The 24,478-nt window shown below is 36.8% G+C and carries 28 protein-coding genes, 1 pseudogene and 1 other annotated feature; of the genes and pseudogenes, 2 read left to right on the forward strand and 27 right to left on the reverse strand.

What is annotated here, in order from left to right:
* Positions 1-24 precede the first annotated feature (24 nt).
* The 4 genes from queA to ruvA are packed head-to-tail and all read right to left on the reverse strand — an operon-like array spanning position 25 to position 2,888.
* Entirely contained in the window at positions 25-1,050 is a 1,026-nt protein-coding gene (gene queA / locus KHA93_RS08985) for a tRNA preQ1(34) S-adenosylmethionine ribosyltransferase-isomerase QueA (RefSeq protein WP_213110433.1), read from the reverse strand.
* Positions 1,047-1,256 carry a DUF2905 domain-containing protein gene (locus tag KHA93_RS08990; RefSeq protein ID WP_213110434.1) on the reverse strand — a complete coding sequence of 70 codons (210 nt, stop codon included), beginning with the start codon at positions 1,254-1,256 and terminating at the stop codon, positions 1,047-1,049. The genes queA and KHA93_RS08990 overlap by 4 nt, the downstream gene beginning before the upstream one ends.
* A complete protein-coding gene (gene ruvB / locus KHA93_RS08995) occupies positions 1,253-2,254 on the reverse strand; it encodes a Holliday junction branch migration DNA helicase RuvB (RefSeq protein ID WP_213110435.1) in 1,002 nt (333 codons plus the stop codon). The genes KHA93_RS08990 and ruvB overlap by 4 nt, the downstream gene beginning before the upstream one ends.
* Positions 2,255-2,273: 19 nt before the next feature.
* A complete protein-coding gene (gene ruvA, locus KHA93_RS09000; RefSeq protein WP_213110436.1) occupies positions 2,274-2,888 on the reverse strand; it encodes a Holliday junction branch migration protein RuvA in 615 nt (204 codons plus the stop codon).
* A gap of 196 nt (positions 2,889-3,084) precedes the next feature.
* Here ruvA and KHA93_RS09005 point away from each other — a divergent pair, with 196 nt between their 5' ends.
* Complete coding sequence (locus tag KHA93_RS09005) at positions 3,085-3,669, forward strand: general stress protein (RefSeq protein ID WP_213110437.1); 585 nt, start codon at positions 3,085-3,087, stop codon at positions 3,667-3,669.
* Between the two features lie 193 nt (positions 3,670-3,862).
* On the opposite strand, the gene KHA93_RS09010 is transcribed toward KHA93_RS09005, so the two are convergent.
* The 3 genes and pseudogenes from KHA93_RS09010 to safA all read right to left on the reverse strand — a co-directional run.
* Positions 3,863-4,435, reverse strand: coding sequence for an intercompartmental signaling factor BofC (locus KHA93_RS09010; RefSeq protein WP_233711468.1), 573 nt, complete (start codon positions 4,433-4,435; stop codon positions 3,863-3,865).
* 160 nt (positions 4,436-4,595) lie between these two features.
* Positions 4,596-5,567: a phosphotransferase gene (locus KHA93_RS09015; RefSeq protein WP_213110438.1), complete on the reverse strand. Its 972-nt coding sequence runs from the start codon at positions 5,565-5,567 to the stop codon at positions 4,596-4,598.
* Positions 5,568-6,491: 924 nt separating this feature from the next.
* Positions 6,492-6,642, reverse strand: a pseudogene (safA, locus tag KHA93_RS23840) (SafA/ExsA family spore coat assembly protein); the annotation flags it as partial.
* A gap of 197 nt (positions 6,643-6,839) precedes the next feature.
* On the opposite strand from safA, the gene KHA93_RS09025 reads away from it, so the two are divergent.
* Positions 6,840-7,382, forward strand: coding sequence for a transcription repressor NadR (locus tag KHA93_RS09025; protein ID WP_213110440.1), 543 nt, complete (start codon positions 6,840-6,842; stop codon positions 7,380-7,382).
* Between the two features lie 190 nt (positions 7,383-7,572).
* Here KHA93_RS09025 and KHA93_RS09030 read toward each other — a convergent pair whose 3' ends face one another.
* From KHA93_RS09030 to pilM, 20 genes are all read right to left on the reverse strand, one after another.
* Positions 7,573-8,028 (reverse strand): ACT domain-containing protein, encoded by a 456-nt coding sequence (locus tag KHA93_RS09030; protein ID WP_213110441.1) that lies wholly within the window; start codon positions 8,026-8,028, stop codon positions 7,573-7,575.
* A 259-nt stretch (positions 8,029-8,287) separates the two neighbouring features.
* The gene (gene obgE / locus KHA93_RS09035; protein WP_213110442.1) at positions 8,288-9,580 is read right to left on the reverse strand and encodes a GTPase ObgE; all 1,293 of its coding nucleotides are present in this window, start codon (positions 9,578-9,580) and stop codon (positions 8,288-8,290) included.
* A 30-nt stretch (positions 9,581-9,610) separates the two neighbouring features.
* A complete protein-coding gene (locus KHA93_RS09040) occupies positions 9,611-10,153 on the reverse strand; it encodes a Spo0B C-terminal domain-containing protein (RefSeq protein ID WP_213110443.1) in 543 nt (180 codons plus the stop codon).
* A gap of 134 nt (positions 10,154-10,287) precedes the next feature.
* Positions 10,288-10,572, reverse strand: coding sequence for a 50S ribosomal protein L27 (gene rpmA / locus KHA93_RS09045; RefSeq protein ID WP_213110444.1), 285 nt, complete (start codon positions 10,570-10,572; stop codon positions 10,288-10,290).
* Between the two features lie 16 nt (positions 10,573-10,588).
* Complete coding sequence (locus KHA93_RS09050) at positions 10,589-10,918, reverse strand: ribosomal-processing cysteine protease Prp (RefSeq protein ID WP_213110445.1); 330 nt, start codon at positions 10,916-10,918, stop codon at positions 10,589-10,591.
* Positions 10,919-10,930: 12 nt separating this feature from the next.
* A complete protein-coding gene (rplU, locus tag KHA93_RS09055; protein ID WP_213110446.1) occupies positions 10,931-11,239 on the reverse strand; it encodes a 50S ribosomal protein L21 in 309 nt (102 codons plus the stop codon).
* A gap of 14 nt (positions 11,240-11,253) precedes the next feature.
* Positions 11,254-11,359: a sequence feature (ribosomal protein L21 leader region), on the reverse strand.
* A gap of 26 nt (positions 11,360-11,385) precedes the next feature.
* A complete protein-coding gene (locus tag KHA93_RS09060) occupies positions 11,386-12,885 on the reverse strand; it encodes an Rne/Rng family ribonuclease (RefSeq protein WP_349772271.1) in 1,500 nt (499 codons plus the stop codon).
* Positions 12,886-12,972: 87 nt separating this feature from the next.
* Entirely contained in the window at positions 12,973-13,839 is an 867-nt protein-coding gene (locus KHA93_RS09065; RefSeq protein WP_213110447.1) for a M50 family metallopeptidase, read from the reverse strand.
* The gene (locus tag KHA93_RS09070) at positions 13,832-14,590 is read right to left on the reverse strand and encodes a M23 family metallopeptidase (RefSeq protein ID WP_213110448.1); all 759 of its coding nucleotides are present in this window, start codon (positions 14,588-14,590) and stop codon (positions 13,832-13,834) included. The genes KHA93_RS09065 and KHA93_RS09070 overlap by 8 nt, the downstream gene beginning before the upstream one ends.
* 370 nt (positions 14,591-14,960) lie before the next feature.
* Positions 14,961-15,770: a septum site-determining protein MinD gene (minD, locus tag KHA93_RS09075; RefSeq protein ID WP_213110449.1), complete on the reverse strand. Its 810-nt coding sequence runs from the start codon at positions 15,768-15,770 to the stop codon at positions 14,961-14,963.
* Positions 15,763-16,452 carry a septum site-determining protein MinC gene (minC, locus tag KHA93_RS09080; protein ID WP_213110450.1) on the reverse strand — a complete coding sequence of 230 codons (690 nt, stop codon included), beginning with the start codon at positions 16,450-16,452 and terminating at the stop codon, positions 15,763-15,765. The genes minD and minC overlap by 8 nt, the downstream gene beginning before the upstream one ends.
* A 156-nt stretch (positions 16,453-16,608) precedes the next feature.
* Complete coding sequence (mreD, locus tag KHA93_RS09085) at positions 16,609-17,130, reverse strand: rod shape-determining protein MreD (protein ID WP_213110451.1); 522 nt, start codon at positions 17,128-17,130, stop codon at positions 16,609-16,611.
* Positions 17,127-17,990, reverse strand: coding sequence for a rod shape-determining protein MreC (gene mreC / locus KHA93_RS09090; protein ID WP_213110452.1), 864 nt, complete (start codon positions 17,988-17,990; stop codon positions 17,127-17,129). Before mreC ends, mreD begins: the two co-directional genes overlap by 4 nt.
* Positions 17,991-18,484: 494 nt before the next feature.
* Positions 18,485-19,507 carry a rod shape-determining protein gene (locus KHA93_RS09095; protein WP_213112849.1) on the reverse strand — a complete coding sequence of 341 codons (1,023 nt, stop codon included), beginning with the start codon at positions 19,505-19,507 and terminating at the stop codon, positions 18,485-18,487.
* A gap of 227 nt (positions 19,508-19,734) precedes the next feature.
* Complete coding sequence (gene radC, locus KHA93_RS09100) at positions 19,735-20,406, reverse strand: RadC family protein (protein ID WP_213112850.1); 672 nt, start codon at positions 20,404-20,406, stop codon at positions 19,735-19,737.
* 40 nt (positions 20,407-20,446) lie between these two features.
* Positions 20,447-21,022, reverse strand: a complete 576-nt coding sequence (locus KHA93_RS09105) for a Maf family protein (protein ID WP_213112851.1) — start codon at positions 21,020-21,022, stop codon at positions 20,447-20,449.
* A 138-nt stretch (positions 21,023-21,160) separates the two neighbouring features.
* Positions 21,161-22,174: a hypothetical protein gene (locus KHA93_RS09110; RefSeq protein ID WP_213110453.1), complete on the reverse strand. Its 1,014-nt coding sequence runs from the start codon at positions 22,172-22,174 to the stop codon at positions 21,161-21,163.
* Between the two features lie 113 nt (positions 22,175-22,287).
* Positions 22,288-22,944: a type IV pilus inner membrane component PilO gene (locus KHA93_RS09115; RefSeq protein WP_213110454.1), complete on the reverse strand. Its 657-nt coding sequence runs from the start codon at positions 22,942-22,944 to the stop codon at positions 22,288-22,290.
* On the reverse strand, positions 22,944-23,510 hold the full coding sequence (locus KHA93_RS09120; protein ID WP_213110455.1) for a PilN domain-containing protein: 567 nt from the start codon (positions 23,508-23,510) through the stop codon (positions 22,944-22,946). The genes KHA93_RS09115 and KHA93_RS09120 overlap by 1 nt, the downstream gene beginning before the upstream one ends.
* On the reverse strand, positions 23,507-24,460 hold the full coding sequence (pilM, locus tag KHA93_RS09125; RefSeq protein WP_213110456.1) for a type IV pilus biogenesis protein PilM: 954 nt from the start codon (positions 24,458-24,460) through the stop codon (positions 23,507-23,509). The genes KHA93_RS09120 and pilM overlap by 4 nt, the downstream gene beginning before the upstream one ends.
* Positions 24,461-24,478: the final 18 nt, after the last annotated feature.

Consider the following 24,478-nt stretch of genomic DNA (forward strand, 5'->3'; position numbering starts at 1 on the left):
CAATTCATTCCCTTTCTATATATCCTATATAATTAACATTGCATCTCCAAAACTAAAGAAACGATATCGCTCTGTAACAGCTTCATTATATGCATTTATTACGTGATCTCGTCCAGCTAAAGCACTGACAAGCATTATTAATGTGGACATCGGCAAATGAAAATTTGTGATCATTCCATCAATCGCCTTAAATGTATAGCCGGGATAAATAAAAATATCTGTCCAACCACTGCCAGCTTTAAAATGCCCATTACTTTCTACAATCGTTTCTAAAGTTCTTGTTGAAGTCGTACCAACTGAAATGATGCGACCACCTTGTTCTTTTACCTCGTTTAGCAGAGAGGCCGTTTCTTCCGAAATACTATAGTACTCCGAATGCATATCATGTTCTTCAATGTTTTCAACACTTACGGGCCTAAATGTACCAAGACCAACATGTAGTGTGATAAAGGCGATGTTAATTCCTCGATTCTCAATTTCTTCTAACAATTTTTTTGTAAAATGTAGCCCTGCTGTAGGTGCAGCAGCCGAGCCTCGTTCTTTTGCAAAAACCGTTTGATAGCGATCCTGATCTTCTAGCTGTTCTTTAATATAAGGGGGCAAAGGCATTTTTCCAAGTGAATCAAGAATTTCATAAAATATGCCATCGTAGTGAAATTCGAGAATTCTTCCTCCGTGTTCTTGTTCATCGATACAAATTGCTTCTAGTTTTCCATCTCCAAATGAAATAGTTGTTCCTTTTTTTACTCTCTTCGCGGGTTTGACAAGCGTTTCCCACTTATCGCCGTCGACTTGTTTAAGCAATAGAACTTCAATTTTTGCCCCTGTATCAGGCTTAGAGCCAAGCAATCTGGCAGGTAGCACTTTCGTATCATTCAATACGAGACAGTCACCCTTCTGTAAGTATTTCAAGATATGATTAAAATTATCATGTTTCGTTTCACCTGTTTTTTTATCAAGAACCATCAAACGGCTAGATGCTCGATTTTCAAGTGGAACTTGAGCAATTAATTCTTCAGGCAATTCAAAATCAAACATCTCAACTTTCATTTTCCAAGCCTCCCTACGATGTACAAAACTAGTGTTAAAAGAATACTGATTATGATGGAGGTCATTACTGGAAAGAAAAATGTTGTATTTCCCTTTTTAATAACGATATCACCAGGTAGTTTCCCTATTTTTATAAATTGAATAACAAAACCAATTAGAAAAATAGCTCCACCAATAAACATTAGCAGCTTGGACACACCATTCATTGATTAGGGGCCTCCAACTTAAAATGAGCGTACACTGAAGGTGTTACGACTCTTCCCCTAGGCGTCCTTTGCAAAAAGCCTATTTGCAACAAGTACGGTTCATAAACATCCTCTATAGTAGAGGGTTCCTCGCCAATACTGGCAGCAATTGTATCAATACCAACCGGACCACCTCTAAATCTTTCAATCATACCCTTTAGGAGTTTATGATCTATATTATCCAATCCAAGTCGGTCCACTTGTAAAAGTTCAAGCGCTTCATCCGCAAGAGTAAGTGTAATAATACCGTTTGCTCTTACTTGTGCAAAATCCCGTACACGTCTAAGAAGTCGATTGGCGATTCTAGGAGTACCCCGAGATCTTCTTGCAATTTCAACTGCAGCGTTCCAATCAATATCAGTATCTAGAATTTGTGCGGTCCTTACTACGATATCTGTTAATTGCTCCTGATTATAATATTCTAGTCTACTCAAAACACCAAAACGATCTCGAAGTGGCGCTGAAACAGCCCCTGCACGAGTTGTGGCGCCTACTAAAGTAAACGGTGGTAAATCCAGTCTTACTGACCTAGATTCTGGTCCTTTGCCGATTACAATATCAAGGCAGTAATCCTCCATTGCAGGATATAATACTTCTTCAATCGCCCGTGGCAATCGATGAATTTCATCTATGAACAATACTTCACCTGGCTCAAGTGATGTCAAAATAGCAGCAAGATCTCCAGGTCGTTCGATCGCTGGGCCTGAAGTAGTTCTAACATTTACACCCATTTCATTCGCAATAACAACAGCTAATGTAGTTTTTCCGAGGCCTGGAGGACCATACAATAAGACATGGTCCAGTGTTTCCTTTCTCATTTTTGCAGCTTCAATAAATACAGCCAAGTTACTCTTCACTTTATCTTGACCAATATATTGAGACAATCTTTGCGGGCGGAGACTTTGCTCGAAAGAAAGATCATTACTAATCACTTCGCTTGACAGAACTCTTTCTTCCATTCTTTCTACATCCCTTCTATTACATCATTAGCATCTGCAATGCTTGTTTAATATATTGATCCGTTGTCATTTCTTTATCTTGTAATTTCGGAGCAATTTTCTTCAGTTCACGATCCGAGTAGCCAAGGGCAGAAAGGGCAAGGAGCGCTTCCTCTAACGACTCGCCTATTACTTTATCGGAAGAAATTGATTTAATATTTTCCTTTGGAAGATGTTGTTCCTCGTCACCTAATACATCATGTAATTTTCCTTTTAAATCAAGAATCATTTGTCTAGCCGTTTTTTTTCCGACTCCTGGGAATTTGACTAGGAATTTCTCATCTTCGTTTTCAATGGCACGAATAACTTGCGATGGTTCACCAAAAGCAAGGATAGCTAATGCGCCTTTTGGTCCAATACCTGATACGCCGATTAATTTACGAAACAGTAACTTTTCTTCTACTGTGGGGAAACCATATAACGCGATAATGTCTTCACGTACATGTTGGTATGTATAAATAATCGTCTGAATTCCTTTCTTGCTGGAAAAAACATACGGATTAGGAGTCAGAATCTGATAACCAATGTCATTATTCTCAATGACGACAAATTCAGGGCCTGTATACTCTACAGTGCCTTTTATGTATTCGTACAATGCCTTCTCTCCTCTTTCATGCTATCCATCATTGTACCATAAAATTCATCTCTACTTATATAAAAAAACATATGTTCTTTATGATTCATGTTTCGTGAATCATTTTTTTGGGTATTATTAATTCAACAATGACTACCACTTTATGTCCCTTATCCTATCAAAAAAAGTCCATACTTCTTTTTAGGAGGAATTCGACATGCTGAAAAAAAATGTTGTTGGTGTTTTCGCATCGAGTTTCGAGGCTCTTCGTACGATTGATTCTATGAAGCAAGATGGAATTGATAAAAGCCACCTTTACGTTATTGCCCATGATGATTATGAAACAAGATTGATTGAGGAAAAGTCAGGAGTGGCAGTCGATCATAACATAACGGAAGAAGAAAATCGTAGTTTTTGGAATGAATTAAAATCGTTTTTTACAGGAAACTCTAGTGAATACTCTGCTTATTCAGATTATCTGCTCGGAATTGGGATGACTCGTTACGATGTCGAACAATATGCTAAGGAAGTAGAAGGTGGAAAAATTCTTGTTCTTGTAGATAGTGAATATGATGAAGGAAGAACAGGGGTTTTAACTTCAGAAAATATTTCTGAAAGAAAACATGCCGTTGAACGTCATTTCCCCCCTGACTATAACTTGTTGGACCATTCTGAAGAAGGGTTGCTTGATGAAGAACAAACCAATTTGGAACAAAATGATTTAAGAAATTCTATGTTTGGCTCGAAAAAGATGCTCGAGAAAGAATATGAAGAAGATGAAAATCCATTTTATAATCGTTAATTATGATTAAAGGCGGACGTGGCTGTTCATCGATGTTTTCACAAGACGCGACAGATTTTAGTCGATGTTGAATTAACATGCGGGATAGAACAAGAAGTTTACTAGTTAATAGCCTCTTGCGCTAAACGGGGACTACCTCCCTAAAGATATCTACAACTTATCCAATTTATCAATGTTCAAAGAGAAAAAGCCATTAATTTGGCTTCTTCTCTTTTTGTTTTTCTAATGAATATTGTTTCATCGTTTCCAATACTTCTGTATATATTTCTTTAGTCTTTACCGGTATCCCTTGCTTGAGCTGTAAATGCTTCTTTCCTTCTAATTTCTTGATATCTATTTGAAAAAAAGATTGGATAATATCTGCCTGATCGGGATTCCCATTAAAGATGGATAATGTCCCATCCTGTGTTAGACCAAAAAAGCCATTAATTTTTAGGAGTGGTGAAATATCATCAACCATCGTTTCAAATACTAATTTGTCTTCATCCATATCTACAAGCTGCCAAGTTTCATATTTTGCCCAAAAATCCTCAAGTGCCCAGATGGTCTCATGAACAGTTTCTTCACTAACCTCGCCATCCAAATATTTTCGTTTTAATACAACATTTAATAAAAGTGGGTCTTCGCCAACTAAGTTATGATTTATGTGATTTTCCGCTTTTGACCCGTCATCTGTTTTAACTATTTGTCCCATTGCATTCTTGTAAGGACTATTTCCGCCAATAAACATCGTATAAAGCATAAGCAGCATGGCGATAAACTTCATACGGATCACCTCTATAGCTTTAGATTGATTTCCTTTCTAAGCTTAGAGTACCCATTTTTTAACAAGAATATCCGATATTTTTAGTATTCATTATGATTGTTAAGATTGTTGTAAGTTGATTTCCACTCCAATTAGCATAGCTGCAATATCATAATGACTCCTACTTTTCTATTTTTTTCATAATTCTTTCATAAAATGCCTGCCTTTCTTTATATTGCTTGAATGTCAGTTTTTGTATATAGTTCCACTTTTTTGATTGTTCTTCTATATTGACATTAGAGTAAAAAATCCATTCTCTAAAAATATCTGTTGGATAAACGAGTGCGGCTAAAAAAGGTCGAACATGTTGCAGATGTCTTAATTTTTCAAAATGAAATAAACGCTCTTCATTCCACTCCAAGGAAGGTAATATCCGATTACAAAATTGCAAGATGTCAATATGAGGTGGAGCAATACTGATTAAGTCAAAATCAATCATGTATAATACTCCATTTTTATTTTTTATAAAGTTATGACTTGCCACGTCTCCATGAATAATACAGTAAGGTTTTTTTTCAAAATAAGACATATGCTCATTCATTTGCTGTAGTGCCCATGATCCATATTGCGCAAGCCTTTTCAAATGTGAGTACGCAGGATTAAATCTATGTAAATTGATACATGTATAATAATCAACTAGTCTCTTTTCCCATTTTGAAAGTTGCTTAAAGATTGGTATATATTCTATGAAAGAAGGAACGAACTTACTTGTCGCTGTGTGAAAGTAAGTGATTGTGTCAAGGGCAGTTTCTATATTTTCATCGCTGTCATATTGAAAAGAGCTTTTATCACTTGACTCAATATACTGCAAAAGTCCGTAAATGCGATCCTCCATGTTAAATATCTTAGGAAAAAAAGAATAGGTTTTGGTAAATCCTATTTCCTTTAATTCTTTCGTAAAGGCAATTTGAACGGATAATTTATATTTGGAAGGAAACTCTTTAAGTACCCAAATGTCATGGCTTGTGGATAATAGCCAAACTCCATGTTTTATTTGTTGTATGTGATTAAACGGAAGGCCAGTGTTTTTTTTCATAAAAAGAAGGAGACGGTCATTCAATCCGTCTCGATCCTTTAAATAGCGTTTATTCATCTGCATTTCCTTCATCATGACGGACTGGCATCGCATATGCATTAGCTTGATCTGATGGCATTACTGAACCAAATGGTTGCATTGGAGGTGCAATTGCTTGCCTCATGTACGGATATGACGCATAGTATGGGGTCCCTCCACCTCCACATCCACAATCTCCCGGTACTCCTGCGCTTGTATAAGCAGGAGCTACGCCAGGCATGACCGGATATCCTCCTGTTACGGGTACTTGAGAGTAAGGCATTTGATAACTTGGATAAGGTACAGCTGGTTGGGCTGCTGGCATCACTGCTCCAGGCGCATGGCCATAATGGTCCGAGCTATCCATTTTTCCATACATTCCTGGATGACTAGATGATTCATCATGCCAATGTGGAACTCCTGCTATATATCCAGTAGTTGGAACTCCAGGCATTGCAGCAGGTTGAACCGCCATCGGCTGCACCATCGCTCCTTGAACTTGTGGCATCATTTGTGGTTGATACCCATAGATATACGGATTATAGCAAGGATCACAAACTGGCATGACAGGATAACAGTAATTGTATACTGGCTGTTGGACAGGCATGACTGGTTGCTGAACCGGCATGACTGGCATTTGTACCGGAATTTCCTCTTTTGGCATTTCTTGTACTTGAGTCTGCATTTGTTGCATATTCATCATATAGTAATTACTAATGTCGATTTCAGGCAGTGGCTGTGGCATTACAGGTTGATAAATTGGGTATGGCTTTTCTTTTGGAACCTCTTTAATAATCTCCTTTGTTGGCTGGACGATTGGAACCGGAATCTCTTTTTTGGGTTGCACGATTGGAACCGGAACCTCCTTCTTTTGAATATTTTCTACTTTTGGCATTTCCTTCGGTACATGGTGCGGAATATTAGGAGGAATATTGGGCGGCACATGGTGTTCTTTAACTGCAGCTCCACCAGGCACTTTTATTTTCATGCCAGGCATGATCATATCTGGATTTGATAATTGGGCATTCATCTTTTTTAACTCTTCAAAATTCACTCCATATTTTTTTGCAATTTTCCAAAGAGTTTCTCCTTTTTGCGCAATATGGATTTTCACACATTTCCCCTCCTCAGACATAAGTCCATATAGTGTATGAATGTATAGGCAATTTGCTAATAATCTTCACAAAAACTTATGATAATTTAACCTATTTTATGCTCGAGTAACTAGTAAAACAGAAAGATCGTATCTTTAATAATGATTTTCAAATTATGGTATTATTTACATATAGATGTTGGAACGGAGGAAGAGTAATGGAAGAAGAAACAAAAAAATTACATGGTGATGCGCGGAGAGAAATGCTGCTTTCCATTTTAAAAAATAGCCAGACACCTATAACTGGAAGTAAGCTATCGCAAATTGCGAATGTGAGTAGACAAGTCATCGTGGGAGATATTACTTTACTGAAGGCTAAGGACGAGCCAATTATTGCGACAAGTCAAGGATATATGTATATGAATATGAATCCTGTCAATCAAATATTCGAAAAAACAATCGCTTGTCTCCATACTCGTGAACAAGCAGAAGAAGAGTTAAATATTATTGTAGATCATGGGGTAACGGTAAAAGACGTGAAAGTAGAACATCCTGTTTATGGGGATCTTACTGCATCTATTATGGTAGCAAATAGACAGGAGGTACAAACGTTTCTTGAAAAAATAAAAGAAACAAATGCGTCCTTATTGGCAGAATTAACTTTAGGCATCCATTTGCATACATTAACGGCATCAAGTGAAGAGGCAATAAAAAAAGCAGAAGCAGCTTTAAAAGCCGCTGGGATATTGATGGATTCTTAGAAAACCGGAGGGTGTCCGTCTAGCCCATCAAACAAACATATTCTATTTTTTTTGGGAAATAACGATTCCCAATTAACAAAAAAAAGACGTTTAGATTCATGATTTGAATTTAAAAGTCTTTTTTTTGTACAAGTACTTAATTCTCCTGAAAAACAAGTTTTTCAGTGCCCTCCAATACCAGGTCTCTTTTTCAACCGCCAGAGCTTAGAACTTCTACTTTATCGACAAACTCCAGTCTCCTTAAGCTTACTAGTAACTCCTCAATATCCCTAGACATATTCGTTATATCCAGTGACAATGTAACGTTTGCACGTCCTTGCAAGGGAATTGTTTGGTGGATTGTTAATACATTGCAGGAATTGGCAGCCACCGTACTGAGTAGTTTGGAAAGTGCGCCCGGTTTATCCTCAAGGAAAAAAAATAAAGAGATAATTTTTTCTTTTACGACTAAATGAAATGGAAAAACAGTATCTCTATATTTATAAAAAGCACTACGGCTTAAATCCACTTGCTGGACAGCATCCCAAACAGAATCAGATTTCCCACGTTCAATTAGTTCTTTTGCTTCCAAGGTTTTTTTCATAGCTTCTGGAAGTACATCCTCTCGCACTAAAAAAAACTTTTGATCGTATTCTTTTTTCCCCACTACCTATCCCCCTAATAGAAAAGTGTAAACGCCTTGCACATCGACGCACAGACCCACAATTTGTGGGTCTGTCAACGTTCCTTTTTTGGCCATTAACTGAGATAAAGAAAATTCGACGAAGTACGAGTCGATGTTGACTTTCGCAAACTCAAAGGACATGAAGTTTGCTAGTCCATAGGCGTTGGAGCTAGACACAAATAAACCTTTTTATAAAAATGCATAATTATTACATTTTTACTTACTTCCTTTCAAATGAAGACTAATCGACAAACTCAAATTCGAATTCTAACAAGCGAATCGTATCGCCATCTTTTGCTCCTCTTTCACGCAGTGCATCGTCTACCCCCATAGCCCTTAATTGGCGAGCAAATCGTCTAACTGACTCATCCCGTGAAAAATCAGTCATTTTAAATAAACGTTCGATTTGGGCTCCGCTAATTACAAAGCCACCATCCGGATCCCGTGAAATGGAAAATTCATCATGAGGTTTTTCATGTTTATACATAACTCGATTGATTGTATCATCTTCTTCTACTATTTCATGAAGAGGAAATTCAGGAGTATTTTCAAGTTGGTTTGCAATTTCAAATAATAACTCTCGAAGACCTTGTCTAGTAATGGCAGAAATCGGAAAAATCGGGTAATCCTCTTCCAGCTTTTCCTTAAAAGCATCCAAATTAGCCTCTGCTTCCGGCATATCCATTTTATTGGCAACGATAATTTGTGGTCTTTCTAATAAACGAAGGTTATATTCCTTAAGTTCTTGATTAATTGTGCAATAATCCTCATAAGGGTCCCTGCCTTCGATAGCCGACATGTCGATGACGTGAACGATGACCCTTGTCCTTTCAATATGACGCAAAAATTGATGTCCAAGGCCAACTCCTTCGTGAGCCCCTTCTATTAAGCCAGGGAGATCGGCCATAACGAAGCTTCTTCCGTCTCCTGTTTCAACGACCCCGAGGTTTGGAACAATAGTTGTAAAATGATATTCAGCTATTTTAGGTTTTGCGGCGGAAACTACAGATAGGAGAGTTGATTTACCGACGCTCGGAAAGCCTACAAGTCCAACATCAGCTAAAACTTTTAGCTCAAGTACAATATTTTTTTCTTGTCCCGGCTCACCGTTTTCAGCAACTTCGGGTGCGGGATTTGCTGGAGTAGCGAAACGAATATTCCCACGTCCTCCTCTACCGCCTTTTGCAATAACGGCTCTCTGCCCATGATTTACTAAATCAGCAATTGTTTCTTTCGTATCTTCATCTGTCACTACTGTTCCTGGAGGCACCTTTACAATTAAATCGGCTGCCCCTTTCCCATGCTGGCTTTTAGACATTCCATGTTCACCGCGTGGAGCTTTGAAATGCCGTTGATATCTAAAATCCATCAAGGTTCTTAAGCCTTCGTCGACTTCAAATATAACACTTGCCCCTTTACCTCCATCTCCTCCTGCGGGTCCACCCATCGGAACATATTTTTCGCGGCGGAAAGCAACCATTCCATTTCCACCGTCTCCACCTTTAACGTATATTTTCACCTGATCTACAAACATAAATTTAACACTCCAATCTAAAAGACCCAATTAGAAAAAAACATCTATAACCATTTCTGAATCCGTTATTTCTGGAATCTTAATGGCATTGGGAAAACTTTTTTCATTTGCTAACCATTCTATTAATTGGGATGAATTTTCTAATAATCCATTGTAATGAAACTGAAAATGAATATGGTCATCAAATTGCTCTAATGTAATATACAAATGATTTTCAAAGAGAGGGTTTGCGCAACGATTCAGCTCATCAAAAAAACTACGAGTCCAATTTGTCAATACCGCATCATCAACTAAATCCGTCCGAACATTATCCACAATCTCGTATTCAATTTTAAAAGCATATTTTCCCCAATTATGGGTTAATAACATCACAGCAAATTGGGGTAGTTTCATGTTAGACAATCTCGCTTCATTTTGTGTATCCAAAATAATTTCATTTATTACTCTCTCTGCCTGATCAAGCTTGCCTAACGAAATATATGCTTTAATTAACTGAATCTTATTCAACCAATCATGGCGTGTATTCTGAATTACATTCATTACATTCATTACATTCAATAATTCATTCATCATTATTTCCTCTCTGTCCAACTTCAATCGTTATTATAGTATAACAGATATTGCCATGTGAGGTAGTATTTTTAGTAATAGGCATGTAAAAAAAGAAAAGCCCTAACCCGTAGTAAGGTTAGAGCTTTTTTCATTAATTATTGAGCCTTAGGATAAACACTTACTTTTTTCTTGTCACGACCTAGACGTTCGAAACGAACGACACCGTCGATTTTAGCAAAAAGAGTATCATCGTTACCGCGGCCAACGTTTTCACCTGGGTGAATTTTTGTTCCACGTTGACGGTATAAAATAGATCCGCCAGAAACAAATTGACCGTCTGCACGCTTAGCGCCTAGACGTTTTGCTTCTGAGTCACGTCCGTTTTTAGTAGAACCTACCCCTTTTTTGGATGCAAAAAACTGAAGATCCAATCTTAGCATTTGTTCCACCTCCTGTTTATGAAAAGGTTATTTTTATATAATCTTGATAATCTCTTTCAATCGTTTGAAGAGAAATAATCATACCTTCAAGTAAAAGTTGGACTTGATTAAAGGATTCGTCAGTCGATTCGGTATGAAATGAACATTTCAAAAAACCAGTCTCTGACTGCTCAATCTCTGGTTCAATACCAGTTAAAGCAATAATGGCATTCACACTGCCAAAAGCAACAGCAGATGCTCCTGCACAAACGATATCCTTCCCTTTATCGGCGAAATCAGCGTGTCCGTCCATCGTGAAGGATCTGATCTTACCATCATACGTTTTTTCGACGTTTACGAAAATCATAAGACAGCCGCCTTATGCGTTGATTTTTTCAACTACAACTTTTGTGTATGGCTGACGATGACCTTGTTTCTTGTGGTAGTTTTTCTTTGATTTGTATTTGAATACAACAATTTTTTTCGCACGGCCTTGTTTTTCAACTTTAGCTGTAACTGTTGCACCTTCTACAAACGGGCTACCTACTTTAACATTTTCGCCACCAACAAAAAGAACTTTGTCAAAAGTGAATGTTTCACCTTCAGTTACATCCAACTTTTCAATGTAGATTGCTTGGCCTTCTTCAACTTTTAATTGTTTTCCACCAGTTTCAATGATTGCGTACATGAACTGCACCTCCTTAATAGACTAAGACTCGCCAGATTCAGGTGTTTTAAAATCTAAAACACTATGTGTTTTGAATGATTCAAAATCTTATATACCTGAGCTGTGCGGTTGTAGCACGGGTGCTACAAACTAACATGAAAATACTATCATATGCCAGTATGCATGTCAACAGCTTTCGCTTTAATCTCACCTACTGTTCCAAATTGGCGGATATGATATGTGAATATATCAGATTTTATCACCTTAAAAAAGATTTTCATATGTAAAAACTCCTCTATTCTTATAAGATGACGATTTCCTTCTCCTTTAAATGTTTCCATTGTTTTATTATCTATTTCTATCAAAACAGCCTCATGACCATCTGCGGGAGTTTCGAAAAGTTCCCGTTCCAATCGAAAGCAAATAGTTTCAGGACTTTCAATAAGTCCAGTCCCATTACAGGCAGGGCATTTTGTCTTCAATGTTTGGGAAAGAGGTTTCCTTGTCCGCTTTCGAGTTACTTCAAAAATACCAAGTGGTGTAAAACCAATAGCACGTGTTTGCTTTGGATCTTTTTTTAATAGGTCCTCTAATAAATTCTGTACTTTTCTTTTATCTTCATTTGCCTGCATATCAATAAAATCAATTAGAATCATCCCGCTATAATCACGCAGACGCAATTGCTTTGCAATTTCCTTTGCAGCAGTCAAATTCGTTTGAACAACCGTCTCTGAAACAGCTTGTTTCCCTGTAAATTTTCCCGTATTTACATCAATTACGACTGCTGCTTCTGTTTCATTGATTACAATATACGCTCCATTGCTTAACCAGACTATCGGCTTTAGTGCTTTTTCCAATTCACTTTCAAGGTTGTATTTTGAAAAAATCCCTTCCTTATCTTGATGAAAATAAAGGACCCAATTCAATGTATCAATACTCTGAAGCGATTTTTTTAATCGTTCCAACGCTTCCTTATCATTGTAATAAAGCTCACCACTTTTAAGACGCATTATTTCACGAGTGATCTCATCATCAAACAACGATTTCTTCATTAGTAATGCCGGTGCCTTGACGTTATTTTTCATTTTTTTAATGGATGCATATGTATCTTTAAGCTGATTAACCTCTTGCTCCCAATCCTCTTTACTTCCCGACAATGCTTCTGTGCGGATGATAAAACCTTCCCTTTCGGCTTTAAGGCTGTGGGCAATCTTCCTCCACTTATTTCTTAATGATTCATCAGCTTTTTTAGATACTGCAATATATTTACCTTCAGGCATATAGATGGACTTTTCACCAGGTATTTCAATAATCGCGGTTAATAAAGCGCCTTTTATGCCAGTTTCATCCTTTTTAACTTGAACAAGGAGCTTTTCACCCTCTGTAATAAAGTTCGAAATAGGCATATCTTTTTTACGCGGATCCGTAGAATGAATATAAGCTGGAAGCTGATCCTTCTGTAGGAAACCATTCTTATCCTTACCGATGTTAACGAAAGCCGCATTCATTCCCTTTTTTACACTTTCTACTTTTCCTAAATATATATTTCCTACTTCTGAAATATCACTCGGTTGTTCAACAAAAAATCTAGTAACGATCCCTGCTTCTTTTACCGCAAATCTTTTTTCAGCAGTTTTTGTATCAATAAAAATAGCATTCACTTTCACATTCGTTCACCTGCTAAGAAAAAAATAAAACTGGCTTAATGCCAGTCGTTCTCACTACTTATACTTTATCCGTCTATTTATGAGTAGTCAATCATCGTATACCAGGTCCTTAAGCTTTGCACTCACCCTTTTTTCTGTAAAATACGCATGAAGAATTTCGTTTTCATCCAGCTTGCCAAGATTTCTATTATTTTCTCCAACATAGATTAAATGTTTACAACCACGTTTAAACTTTTCTAAAACTTCATGCAAATACTCTTCTCCCTTTGCATCGATGGGGTGCAGTTGAGAAAAGGTAATGTTTTTCCCATAATGTCTTTCTAATAAAAATCTTATAAAAACATACCTTTGCTGTTTCCATTCAGTCCATAAAGTGATGTCTAAATAAAGTAAAATCATCCATATATTAATATTTAATGGATAAAAAAGAAGAAGCATTGCATGTAACGCGATTAATACAGCAAAAGAACTCATTAATGATAAACGACAAGCTTTTATATATGGATGGCGAGTGGAAAGATAGAGTTGAACCAATTTCCCTCCGTCCAGTGGCCATACAGGAATAAGATTAAACATAAGTATCATAAAATTATATAAGGATAGTTGGGTAGCCACATCAGCTGGCAATAAAGAAAGCATAACTAGGACGGGTATTAACGCCGCGATAATTAAATGTTGAACAGGCCCTGCACAAATGACAATTAGATCCTCAACAATTTCACGATTTCCATGTTCGTCAACCTCACACATACCACCGAAAGGCAAAATTACAATCCGTTTAATTTTCCACTCAAAATGTGCCGCTGCCGCTGCATGTCCAATTTCATGAATAAAAACGATCATAAACAAGAAAAGCAATTGCCAAAAATAACCCGTAAGAATTGCTATTCCTGCCACTACCCAAAAGAGAGGATGAATCTGTATTTTTTTTAGGAGCAATCCATATTTATTCAAATTTTATCACCTGAATAGGATCAATAAACTTATCGTTTTGTTTGATAGCAAAATAAAATTCTCCCGTCTTCCCTGCTTTTCCTGTAGACACTATTCCTACATTTTTCCCTGCCTCTATTTTTTCTTTTGGTTTTACAGTAATTTTTTCTAACATCCCGTACCATGTCTCGGAATGGTCAGGATGTTGAATGATTACGGTTTGGCCAATATCTTCCTTTGGACCAGCAAATACGACGATTCCTCCCGTGATTGCTTCAACCTCGGCATTTGTTCCCGTTTCCATAATGATCCCTCTACCATTTATCGAGAAATCCTCTAGTATCCTTCCAGATACCGGAATCGCGTAATCCGTTTCTTTTCCTGTATTAGCTATCTTACCATCATTTCCTAAAGGAGGAAGCAGTGCCAAAGGTTTTCCAAATTGATTTTCATACCATTGAGATACAGCCGCAAATTGAAACTCCTTCTCCATCGTTTTTTTTACCCCTAATTTAATCTGATCCAGTTTTGAAGAGGTTGATTGAAATATTATTGCCATTACTAAAACTAGGACAGCAGATGCAAAGACTTTAAATAAAAAGATGTCACGATTAAAAAGTGGATGAAGGGAGTCTTTCGGGTCGGCTTCGAAGACAGGAGACTCAAATTCATCTTCAATAAAAGGAGTAGGTCTAACCCTCTCCTTGTTCGAATTATATTGCTTACGCCTTTTACTGATTCGCTTCCGAATATCATCAGCTCTTCTGCTCATTCTCCCCCATCTCCCTTTATTATTTTGTATTACACTATGACTTGTCCTTTAAGAATATTCGTTTTAGATTAGAATACGGCAAGGGAATTTGCTCATCGACGTACAGGACCACACGGTATGGGCCAGTCAAAGTTACAACAGGACATGTCAGCTCTTCCTATTTCGGCATTCTACTAAGATAAAGAAAACACGATGAGGAACGAGTCGATATTGACTTACGCATAAGAGAAGGAAAAGAAGTTTGCTAATCGATATGCGCTACAACTGAACAACCTTACCAAAATTACAATCATTTTAAAAAATATATATTCTTATATAAAAAAAAGAACCATACATTCAAATTAAATTGAACGTATGGTTCTTTACAAACTTATTTAGCTCCGACACCCAATAGCTTTTTCAATCTTGCAATTACTCCTTGTTTCTCATCATCCAAAGATTGTAGAGGGACAGACTCACCTAATATTCTTCTCGCAATATTTCGATATGCAATGGAAGCCTTGCTATTCGGATCAAGCGCAATTGGCTCACCTTGGTTAGAAGATCTAATCACATCCACATCATCCTGGACAATTCCAATCAAATCAATAGATAAATGTTGAGCAATTTCATCAACATCTAGTACATCGCCATCTCTCATCATTTGGCTGCGGATGCGATTAATGATTAATTTTGGAGGTTCAACATTTTCTTCCTTTTCCAATAAACCAATGATACGGTCAGCGTCTCGAACTGCAGAAATTTCTGGTGTTGTTACTACAATTGCTCGATCAGCCCCGGCTACCGCATTTTTATAACCTTGTTCAATCCCTGCTGGGCAATCAATTATTATGTAATCATACTCATGTTTCATTTCGTTAACGAGTTTTTTCATTTGTTCAGGTGATACAGCCGTTTTATCGCTAGTTTGAGCTGCTGGAAGTAAAAACAATTTGTCCTCAAACCTTTTATCTTTCACAATTGCCTGTTGCAGCTTACATCTACCTTGAACAACATCTACTAAATCATAAATAATGCGATTTTCAAGACCTAGTACAACATCAAGATTTCTTAGACCAATATCTGTATCTATGAGACATACTTTTTTACCCTGTAGGGCAAGAGCTGTCCCCAGGTTGGCCGAAGTTGTAGTTTTTCCGACTCCTCCTTTACCCGAAGTTATTACAATTGCCTCACCCATTGTATAGTCCCCCTTTTAATCTAGTAATATTTGGTCTTATATGTTTTAACACTTGCAAGCGATCTATAACGATTTGATGTCTTCCATCGATATAAGCACATTCCATTTGATGATGTTCTTCTTTATCATAATGGTCAGGTGCGCGGCTAATGCAATCGGAAATTCTAAGCTGTGAAGGAGTCATAAAGGATGCTACAATTACTGCTTCATTTCTACCTGTATAACCCGCATGGGCTATGCCTTTTAAAGCACCCATAATAAAAATATTACCAGCTGCTCTGACAGTTCCTCCAGGGTTTACATCGCCAATAAGCAATAAGTCACCGGGAACCTCTAATATTTGACCAGATCGAACGACAGTAGCAACTGAAGTCACTTCCTGTTCATCCATAATGCGTTTTGCCTCTGTTTTTGTGATAATATTACTTTCAATCTCTTCGACTATTAAATTTTGTTTCGTACGAATCATTTCTTTTAATTGTTCTTCCTGATCAGCATTTAAGTATCGATTTCCAGAAAAAATACGTACAGAAATAAGAGGGCTGTCTGTATCTACCCCCTGCAAATCAGCAAGCTTATCTTCCAACTCTACCAATAAATCCTCATATGAGCAGCGATCATTTAATTGTAAAGAAAGACCGTTCTTCGTTCCTTTAATCATAACATTTTGTCTGTTTTTCATGTGTTCCGGGCAAGGAGACTCAACTTGCAAATAGTGCCCTCATATCTCCTTTCACTACTACATCAAAATACCTATAGTTTATCTTATTATTTTATTCCCGTTATACATTGCTGAATTCGACAAACTACTTCGATTTTCCTCTATTCAAAAAAAAAATTATTCATTCAGCTCTTCTTTTTTTCTATTTAGTAATAATTTGTTGAACGGGAAATAAACGATGATAAAAAATACGGCATTCAAAATAAGAGTAGGTACTAGTCGAATCATTGCAAACTCGTTCAAATCCATACTTTTTCGTAAAACAAATATATTCATTCCGTATACAATTGTTTCTACCAACGATATACACATTATTGTAATGATTAAGGCCGTAAAAATATTAGAAAAAAGTAATTTAGTTAATTTTGCCGATACATATACAGCAATTGGAAATAAAACTAAATATATACCTATAACCCCAGTAAAGTAAATATCAAATAATAATCCGAATACCGCCGCATATATAAGCGTACGATTTCTAAAATAATTAATCCCCATCATGATAAATAATATTAATAAAAAGTGCGGAACAAGGATCCAATCTACTCCGAAGGATCCAGGTGGAAGAAAGTCCACAAAAATACTTTCACAATAAAAACAAAAAGTTAAAAGGAAGGGAAGTATTAAGCGTTTCATCATTCCCCCGCCTCCGTAACATTTTCAGTATCCATCGTACGAACAATGACCAACACATGCTCAAATCCGTAAAAATCCGCAGAAGGTTCTACATATGCCGTTTGTGTCAATCCAAAACGATCAACTTCCACTTCTTTAACTTTTCCGATATCAAGTGCTTTTGGAAAGACACCACCAAGACCAGATGTGACGACATTCTGCCCTTTCTTAATCTTTTGATCAATCACGATATCCTTCATAATTAGCATTTTCTTCTCTTTATCGTAGCCGTCGATAAGACCAAAAACATGCTCATCTCCTTGTATTTCAGCAGCAACTCTATTTTTCTTATTATTAGAGCTAAGAAGTTCCACTGTAGCTGTCATCGGGGAAGTACTAACTACTTTACCGATCAGCCCTTTAGCTGTCATGACAGCCATATCTGTCTTTACACCACTTTTACTCCCTTTACTAATCGTAATTTCTTCAAACCAACGATCGGGTGCTCGGCTGATGACTGTTGCTTGAATGGCACTATAATCACGGAGATTTTCAGTTTTATTTAGTACACTTCGCAGTTCTTCATTATCTTTTTTTATATCCGCTATTTCCTTTTCAAGTTTTGCCAACCCTTCCAACCGGGCTTTTAATTTTTTATTTTCTGTATATGTATTTGTTAGATCATGAATATTTCCAAAAAAGTTTGCAACTCCCTGTGCTGGCTTTGAAATAAGTGATTGACCAAAACCAACAACATCTTTAACAAACTGCTCTGGACGGGTAATATTCTCTCTATCTCGTAAAGAAAATCCAATTAAAGATACGAGAATAATAATGCTAATAAGAAGGATTATCAGACGTTTATTTAGAAAAAAGTGTGACATGATTTACACCTCGTAGAAAAGAACAAGCACCTAGCTTATCGAATTACAAACTCCAGGCTCAAGACTTGCGATAAAGGGAACACGATAAAATCCAAAAAACGAAAGGCGTCTGAAGAAGAAGAAAGGCTAAAAGCGCAACATCCGGATCCAGCGTCTTCCTACATGTATACTTCGGACCTCCGTCATGTAATTGTTCTAAGGCAAAAAAGTACGTATTTTGACTTTTATGTCTCAGGTTACTGGACTGCGGGTGGTTGGCGCCTGCAGTTAGACAGGAGAAATCGCTGTTGATTTATCGTAATGAAAAGGGCTAGAAGTTTGCTATTCGACGGCTACTTGCGCTAGACATGAAAATTTTTTTTACTTTTATCTCTTATGAATGCACAAGCGCCTTATTTCGCGGTACTATGACTAAATATATTTTATCAATTTTTTTAAAGATTTCCTATACAATAAGAAAAGAGCAAGCGCCGTAAAAACGGCGCAAGTGACTCTTAACGCATATCTTTTACTTTATTTTTAAAAAGATGAATATGTTCTAATGCAATTCCGGTACCTTTTGCAACGCAATCCAGCGGTTCATCCGCGATTAAAACCGGCATATCCGTTTCTTGACTCATTACCTTATCCAAATTATGCAGCAATGCTCCTCCACCAGTAAGTACGATTCCTCTATCCATAATGTCGGCTGCAAGTTCAGGTGGAGTTTTTTCAAGCGTATTTCTTACGGCATCGATGATAGAATTTACAGTATCTCGTAATGCCCATGATATTTCTTCTGCTGTTATTTCAATGGTTTTTGGGAGTCCAGTTAGTAAGTCTCGGCCCCGTATCTCCATAGTAGGTAATCCTTCCGCCTCTCCGGCCGATCCAATTTCAAGTTTAATCGCTTCAGCAGTTCGATCACCAATTAATAAATTGTATGTTTTTCGGATATAAGCAACAATTGAGTCGTCCATATTATCACCAGCAATACGAATCGACATGCTCGTTACAATTCCTCCGAGAGATATCACAGCAACTTCTGTAGTACCACCGCCGATATCTACAACCATGCTTCCAGTCGGTTCCCAAACAGGTAAGTTAGCTCCAATCGCCGCAGCAAATGGTTCTTCAATTGGATATGCTTCCTTTGCTCCTGCCTCTCTAGTCGCATCAAGAACCGCTCTTTGTTCAACTGCGGTAATACCAGACGGAACACAGACCATTATATGAGGCTTTCCGCCAAATAAACCTTTTCTTTTCGTAGATTGGCGAATATAGTATTTCATCATTGCGGCAGTCGTCTCATAATCCGCAATGACTCCGTCTTTCATCGGTCTAAGTGCAACAATATTTCCTGGAGTTCGACCAATCATATTTTTTGCGTCGTTTCCTACTGCTACAATTTTTTTGGTATCAGTTTGTAACGCAACTACTGATGGTTCACGTAACACGATTCCTTTTCCTTTTACAAAAACAAGTGTATTGGCAGTTCCTAAATCTATTCCAAGATCTTTCGTTCCAAATCCAAACATGTATGTATCTCCCTTTCTCATGCCGAATGCTTTATATATGCATCTGCTCCCTATACTTTCAAAAACAATAACGATAAATTCTATAGCCTGTCCAATACATTAATTTATTGTTACCTCGTCAGTGCATAACATTTATACTATTTTTCCCATTAGTTTGAGCAAACAACAACACGCCCAATAAAATCCATAACTCTAATTATATAGTATCATTTTTTAAAATCCTAGTGTCACATATATCCTTTTTCTTTCATACTGACATATTTTTTATCACCGATGATTAAATGATCCAGAAGTTCTATCCCTATCATTTTTCCACATTCTACTAATCGTTTTGTCACTTCGATATCTTCTCTTGAAGGTGATGGATCTCCGGATGGATGATTATGGAGGCAAATAATTGAAGCCGCCGAACGACGAATGGCTTCTTTAAATACCTCACGAGGATGTACAATACTTGCATTTAAACTACCTATGAAGATTGTTTGACGATGGATGACTTGATTTTTTGTATTTAAATAAAGTGCCACGAAATGCTCCTGTGTAAGAAAACGCATATCGTTCATTACGTAGTTAGCACCATCTTCAGGACTTCGTATAACATATCTTTCATCATACGAAAGATTGCTGATTCTCCTACCAAGTTCAACTGCAGCTGCAATCTGAACCGCTTTCGCTTGTCCAATTCCTTTCAAATTTGTCATTTCTTCCAGTACTGCATCTTTAAGCCACATGAGACCACCAAATTGTGTTAACAGACGATTTGACAATTGTATGACAGATTCTGATTTAGTGCCCGTCCTTAATAATATTGCTAGTAACTCATGGTTTGATAAGCTTTCAGCTCCATTGTTAATAAGTCGTTCACGCGGACGCTGATCTATAGGAAAATCACGAATCATTAGGGTTTCCGTTTTCAAATATGTTTTCCTCCTTTTGAATCTAGTTGGGAGGAATGATAAGCCCTATATTTAACAAGGCACGGTATAAACGGGAGATTGGGAGACCAACTACAGAATAATAATCTCCATTTATTGATTTTACAAGGAGAGCTCCCAGCCCCTGAATGCCATATGCACCTGCTTTATCAAAGGGCTCCCCACTCATAATATACTGATCAATATCAGTTTCTGTTAACTCCCAAAATTCTACATCTGTTTTTTCATAAAATGCTTCTGTCTTGTTTTTATCTTTAATAGCTACTCCTGTATATACTGAATGTATTCGTCCTGATAGTTGTTTCAGCATATGTTTAGCTTCAGTCATATTTTTGGGCTTACCGAGAATGATATCATCACTTACAACGACAGTATCAGCTCCAATAATAACGGCATGTGGATAATGCTCTATTGCTACTTTTACTTTTCGTAAAGCAAGTGTTTTGACAAATTCTGATGGTGAAAGATTAGATGGTAGAGTTTCATCGGCATTTGATGAAAAAGTAGTAAAAGGAATGTTTAATTTCTGAAGGATTTCTTTTCTTCGAGGTGAAGCAGAAGCTAGTACGAGGTGATCCATAGGCATGGCCATCCTTTCTTGAGTTAGGAAAATGGTCTCTATAGACGATTTTCCTGAATAGGGAGATACATGATTCTATCCTATCAAAGAGTTAAAAAAGAAACAAGAAAAAGAGGCCAAGAGCCCCTTTTGAATTATTTACGAACCAATTTCACCTTTATATAACTTAATAAATTCCAGTAAAACTTGTTGGGCTTGTAATAGTTCACTTTTCGATTGCGATGTTTGAAAACCTTTAAGATGTGTTTCAGCTGATTTGAGACTTCCATGAAGTTCCTTAGCGATTTCCTCGTGGAAGTTGCCATTCAGTGTATTTTCCACGTCTTTTAGAACATTTCCATCCAAGGATCCATTTAGATAACCTACAGCAGATTGTTCCGCTAGCTTATGAATTGCCTCAACCTCTTTAGTTAATTGATCTGCTTCTTCTTTTGAAGATAATTCAATCGATTTTCCTCCAAATGAAAGCTCCTTTGCCCAGACATCCTCTAGCCCTTGTTCCTTTAATTGACTCGCCAACGATTTAGCAGTTGACAGCTCTCCAGCAACACCGATAAATACATAATATTTTCCTTCCATTTCAATAACAGTCGTCGCAACATTGTTTGCCGCTAATTGCTCTCCTGCAGAAACAGCATTTTCATTAGAAGAATAAAAGCCGCCTTGAAGTACAGATATAGTTATTTCTGGTAAGGTCATAGAGTATTTTTCATTTTTAGCAGCTTGACTTTCCTTTTCAACAACCGGAGGAGAATCACCTTCTTTTAAACCTACGTGACTTTCTTCGGTTTGGATTACCATTTTATAAATTATAAATCCAAGAATGAGTCCGACTGCAATTGCTAGAAAAACAGATAAAAACAAGCCTGAAAAACTAGATTTTATATTTCTATTCCACGTTCGAACAGGAAGCTTTCTTATATTGTCATTTGTTGCGTTAATAATCTTATACTCAGGTACCTCATTTTTTTCATCATTAGGCAATATCCATTCAAATTCGTCTTCAACTATTTCTTCTGAGGAGGCTGCAGAAGCCTCGTTTGTGGCTGATTGCCAATCATGAATAGCCGTTTCCTCTGAAAATGTTTGCTCCTTTCCATTCAATTTTATTTTTATTGTAGAATGGCGATCCCCTTTTTCCTTTCCATTCATCTTAGAGCCTCCCGCACATAAATTTTGTTTCATCCTATCATACAAGCATAAAAAAAAGACGAAACTTTTGTCGTCTACTACAAAAAGGTTTTCGTCAATTTTTTAGTCATATTTTACCTTTTAAATGGATTTTTCTTATTAGCAGGTTTTGGTACATCCATTTTTGGCACTTCGGCTTTTAACTCATTTAATTCTGGCATGTAAAAAACCGATAAAGTAATCTGAACTGAATAACCATTGTCTTTTTCTTTTTCAGACACAATGATATCAGGTCCAGTCACAGAAATTTGTTCTATATGAACAATCCTCGTTTGAGATTCGAGATCGCGCAAAAAAGCTTCAATTTCAACATAACTCTTGGCTTTAATCAAAAGGTTTACGGTGATTTTCTCCAAACCATTAGGCAAAGTTGAATTTTGAGCCTCTTGTTCATCATTTGAATCAATAGTAACGAAAGTACCATCTGTAAAGTTCATTTCATTAATGATAACACCAGATGACTTTTCTAGTTTTTCTACATCTAAAATAAATTGATCAATGAAAGGATTTACAGGTATTTTTTTTACGAGATGAAGAGGATTTTCTTCAGTTTGTGTTTCATTCAGTTTATGTAACACATTTTGCTCCATTTTCAACTCGCTTTCAAGTAGAGAAGTATGCTTCGCAATCGGTTTATATTGGCTGATATAGAAAAAAGCAATAAAACATAATAAAGCTATGGTAAAAATTGATATGAGCGTCCATTTATTTTTCAACCATTGAAGTGGCATTATTCACTGCCCCCTTCATTTTCCGAGTCTGCTTTCACATGCTCCTTATTTATTGTTAATACATAATAGGCGGTATAGTACAGAGTTGGTTGATTGTCGTTTTTAATCATGCTAATAAGTTTTGCATCTGTAAACCATTGAGAAGATATTAATTCATGTAAATAGTATGCCGCTTCATTACTAGAAGTAAATTGTACATTCAACTCTACTTTATTATCGCCATTGTATGAAAATGATTGAAAGAAACCTTTTTCGGGCAATAGAGAGGAAAGATGATGTAAAAGTGGAACGATGGCGATACGCTCCTGTTCTGTCCAGTCAATCGCATTATGTAAACTTTCTAGAGAACTACTTGAAAATGGTTGATTCGCTTTATTGCTTGCTATTAATTCTCGTGTTTGCTCGATTCTTTTTTCTAACGAATCTATTCTAGCAATATCATTTTGCATTAATAACCAAAGAAATATAGAGCTGCACACTGTAATAATGGTGAGAATGATAACGGTAAATAAGGCTATTGGTGGCTCTTTTTTCTTTTGTTGTATAAGATTTATTTCAATCATCATAATGAACTCACCTCTTTTAAAGATAAGCCCAATGCTGGAAGATGGGCAGTAGGAACCATTTTCCCATCGTTATTAACAGTCAAATGCTCTATTTCCATTTCCAGTCCTGTCCGCAACATTTCTTCGAACTTCGAAAGTTCTCCGTGATCACCACTTAATATAACTCTATTAATTTGTACTTCTCCATGATTTAATGAATATTGATAAAAATCCATCACCTTTACAATCTCAGAAATGGCTTCTTCTAAATAAGCAGAGGAATTAGCATTATCAACTATACTTAATGAACTTTCCAACAAAATATCAGATGTAATCGGACGGACGAAAATCGGAACATGCTGATGAAAAATAGCTATTGTTAATAAGGAATTGTCAAAATTCAAAAGTAATAAATGATCTTCTGGATTGGTCATATCATAAGCATGGTATAAACGATATAAGGAAAGTGGAGCAATATCAGCGACGATTGGTCTTAATTTTACTTGATCAAGAATATTGATATAGGAATGAACGATTTCTCTTGGGGCGGCAACAAGCAAAATATTATAATGATCCTCCTCAAGATCTAGGATAACGGAATCAATAACTGGATCTTCAAATGGGAGATGGATACTTGTCCCAGTTTCCATAAATAAATAGCCATTTATTTCATCCTTTTGAATATCAAGTGGTACTTTTACTTGACGAACGATAATAAAAGGATCCGGAATTAAAAAGCGAATGTCTCTTCTTTTAATTTTCCATTTATTAATACATTTTTCCAATGCTGAGTGGAGCAATTTAGGGTTCATGATCTTGCCTTCTTTAATCGTACCAGGATGAAGAGGATGTTCTTTCACTTGTAAAATTACTCTTTTTCCTCCGTGGTTCGTTTCCATAAAGCGAATTACTTGATCAGTAAAAACTAAATTTGCAGTTTTTAGACTACGCTTAAATAGTTTAAAGGCCATAACGAAAACTCCCTTTAC

The sequence above is a fragment of the Lederbergia citrisecunda genome (genome assembly GCF_018343695.1).
GTDB classification, from domain to species: Bacteria; Bacillota; Bacilli; order Bacillales; family Bacillaceae_C; genus Lederbergia; species Lederbergia citrisecunda.

Excerpts from the sequence above, each read along its gene's own strand:
- queA (WP_213110433.1), bottom strand. The coding sequence starts at position 1,050 with ATGAAAGTTGAGATGTTTGATTTTGAATTGCCTGAAGAATTAATTGCT.
- KHA93_RS08990 (WP_213110434.1), bottom strand. The coding sequence starts at position 1,256 with ATGAATGGTGTGTCCAAGCTGCTAATGTTTATTGGTGGAGCTATTTTT.
- ruvB (WP_213110435.1), bottom strand. The coding sequence starts at position 2,254 with ATGGAAGAAAGAGTTCTGTCAAGCGAAGTGATTAGTAATGATCTTTCT.
- KHA93_RS09005 (WP_213110437.1), top strand. The coding sequence starts at position 3,085 with ATGCTGAAAAAAAATGTTGTTGGTGTTTTCGCATCGAGTTTCGAGGCT.
- KHA93_RS09010 (WP_233711468.1), bottom strand. The coding sequence starts at position 4,435 with ATGAAGTTTATCGCCATGCTGCTTATGCTTTATACGATGTTTATTGGC.
- KHA93_RS09015 (WP_213110438.1), bottom strand. The coding sequence starts at position 5,567 with ATGAATAAACGCTATTTAAAGGATCGAGACGGATTGAATGACCGTCTC.
- KHA93_RS09025 (WP_213110440.1), top strand. The coding sequence starts at position 6,840 with ATGGAAGAAGAAACAAAAAAATTACATGGTGATGCGCGGAGAGAAATG.
- obgE (WP_213110442.1), bottom strand. The coding sequence starts at position 9,580 with ATGTTTGTAGATCAGGTGAAAATATACGTTAAAGGTGGAGACGGTGGA.
- KHA93_RS09040 (WP_213110443.1), bottom strand. The coding sequence starts at position 10,153 with ATGATGAATGAATTATTGAATGTAATGAATGTAATGAATGTAATTCAG.
- rpmA (WP_213110444.1), bottom strand. The coding sequence starts at position 10,572 with ATGCTAAGATTGGATCTTCAGTTTTTTGCATCCAAAAAAGGGGTAGGT.
- KHA93_RS09050 (WP_213110445.1), bottom strand. The coding sequence starts at position 10,918 with ATGATTTTCGTAAACGTCGAAAAAACGTATGATGGTAAGATCAGATCC.
- rplU (WP_213110446.1), bottom strand. The coding sequence starts at position 11,239 with ATGTACGCAATCATTGAAACTGGTGGAAAACAATTAAAAGTTGAAGAA.
- KHA93_RS09070 (WP_213110448.1), bottom strand. The coding sequence starts at position 14,590 with ATGAGCAGAAGAGCTGATGATATTCGGAAGCGAATCAGTAAAAGGCGT.
- minD (WP_213110449.1), bottom strand. The coding sequence starts at position 15,770 with ATGGGTGAGGCAATTGTAATAACTTCGGGTAAAGGAGGAGTCGGAAAA.
- minC (WP_213110450.1), bottom strand. The coding sequence starts at position 16,452 with ATGAAAAACAGACAAAATGTTATGATTAAAGGAACGAAGAACGGTCTT.
- mreD (WP_213110451.1), bottom strand. The coding sequence starts at position 17,130 with ATGATGAAACGCTTAATACTTCCCTTCCTTTTAACTTTTTGTTTTTAT.
- mreC (WP_213110452.1), bottom strand. The coding sequence starts at position 17,990 with ATGTCACACTTTTTTCTAAATAAACGTCTGATAATCCTTCTTATTAGC.
- KHA93_RS09095 (WP_213112849.1), bottom strand. The coding sequence starts at position 19,507 with ATGTTTGGATTTGGAACGAAAGATCTTGGAATAGATTTAGGAACTGCC.
- radC (WP_213112850.1), bottom strand. The coding sequence starts at position 20,406 with ATGATTCGTGATTTTCCTATAGATCAGCGTCCGCGTGAACGACTTATT.
- KHA93_RS09105 (WP_213112851.1), bottom strand. The coding sequence starts at position 21,022 with ATGGATCACCTCGTACTAGCTTCTGCTTCACCTCGAAGAAAAGAAATC.
- KHA93_RS09110 (WP_213110453.1), bottom strand. The coding sequence starts at position 22,174 with ATGAATGGAAAGGAAAAAGGGGATCGCCATTCTACAATAAAAATAAAA.
- KHA93_RS09115 (WP_213110454.1), bottom strand. The coding sequence starts at position 22,944 with ATGCCACTTCAATGGTTGAAAAATAAATGGACGCTCATATCAATTTTT.
- KHA93_RS09120 (WP_213110455.1), bottom strand. The coding sequence starts at position 23,510 with ATGATGATTGAAATAAATCTTATACAACAAAAGAAAAAAGAGCCACCA.
- pilM (WP_213110456.1), bottom strand. The coding sequence starts at position 24,460 with ATGGCCTTTAAACTATTTAAGCGTAGTCTAAAAACTGCAAATTTAGTT.